1 protein-coding gene is annotated in these 1,397 nt (G+C 45.3%); it reads right to left on the reverse strand.

All coding sequences use genetic code 11. The features are described 5' to 3' along the window. On the reverse strand, positions 1-1,397 hold a 1,397-nt coding region (locus A3735_RS24385; RefSeq protein ID WP_197486014.1), incomplete at both ends, for an Hpt domain-containing protein.

Here is a 1,397-nt window from a genome sequence, read left to right on the forward strand (position 1 = left end):
AGCTTTTTTACGCTCGTTAACAGTTTCAATACCATGATCGAGGGCGTTACGTAACATGTGTTCAAGCGGAGCGACCATTCTTTCCAATACGGAACGATCCATTTCACCTTCGGTATTCAGTGCATCAAAATCGACTTGCTTACCTAGCTCGCCACCAATTTGGCGAACGATACGGCGTAGTCTTGGAACAATTGATGAAAACGGTATCATCCGTGTTTTCATCAAGCCTTCTTGCAGTTCTGAGTTAATACGGGATTGCTGTAATAATAAAGTCTCGGCATCTCGTGAACGGTCAGACAAGGTATCTCGAAGGTCCTGAAGGTCTGATGTTGACTCCGTTAAGGCTCGCGAAAGCTGCTGAATCGAAGAGTATCTGTCCATTTCAAGCGGATCGAAGTCTTCATAGTCGGGAGCTTTCAGACCTTCTTTTTCGGCTCTGAACAGTACTTGAGCTTCGGTTTCCATATCCATACGACGAAGCTGTTCACGTAGACGTTCAATGGTTGCCGACATTTCTTCCAGCGTGAAGCCAAAGTCACTAATTTGTTGTTCCAAGCGACCGCGCGAGATACTGGTCTCACCTGCAAGGTTAACCAGGGAGTCGAGTAGGCTGGCAGAAACACGGATCGTTTCTTGAGGTGCCACTTTTTGGACTGCTTGAATATTCTCGGCTGGTGTTTGCTTGTCAGAGGTTTTGGTTTTCTTCGCAGGTGCTTGTCTTGCTGCTTTGACGGTTTCTTCAGCAGCGATAGATTTACTTGGCGTGGCTGCTTTGCTTGGTTCAGCTTTAGGTGTTTCGCTAGTGTTAGAAGGTGTTGCATGTTCTTCAGTTAGTGCGTCACCTGAAGCTAGAGCTTCTAGTTCATCGACAAGTTTCAGGAGTTCATCCTGGCTCTTAAGTACAGAATTCTTAAGGGCTCCTTCAAATGCTTCCTTATTTGATTGAGCTTTGAGCAAACGAGATTCCAAGTCATGACTCTCATCAGCTAATTTAGCCAAATTTGAAAGTCTGGCTCCACCCTTCAAGGTATGAAGTATGCGTTGAATTTCTAAATTTGGCGTTTCTTCTTTTGGTGACTTAGACCACTCGGAAATTTGTTCTTCTAGCGCTTCGATTAGCTCGCGCGCTTCTTCGACAAATAGCTCCAACACTTCTAGGTCGACATCGTCGCCTAATGCTTGTGCTAGCGTAGATGTTGCGATAGGTGCTGCGGTTTCGGAAGGACTGGATACTTCGCTTTTAAGTCCCGCTTTATTCACTTCAGCAATTAATTCAGGCGCAGGCTTTAATTCTTCTCCGTGAATCAAGCATTCAAGCATTTCGGTGAATTCTTGGTATGCTTTAGCGATTGCATGGTACAAGCCTTCAGGGTCATTTAGTTGACCGTCTATCATCT

The sequence above is a fragment of the Oleiphilus sp. HI0061 genome (genome assembly GCF_001635675.1).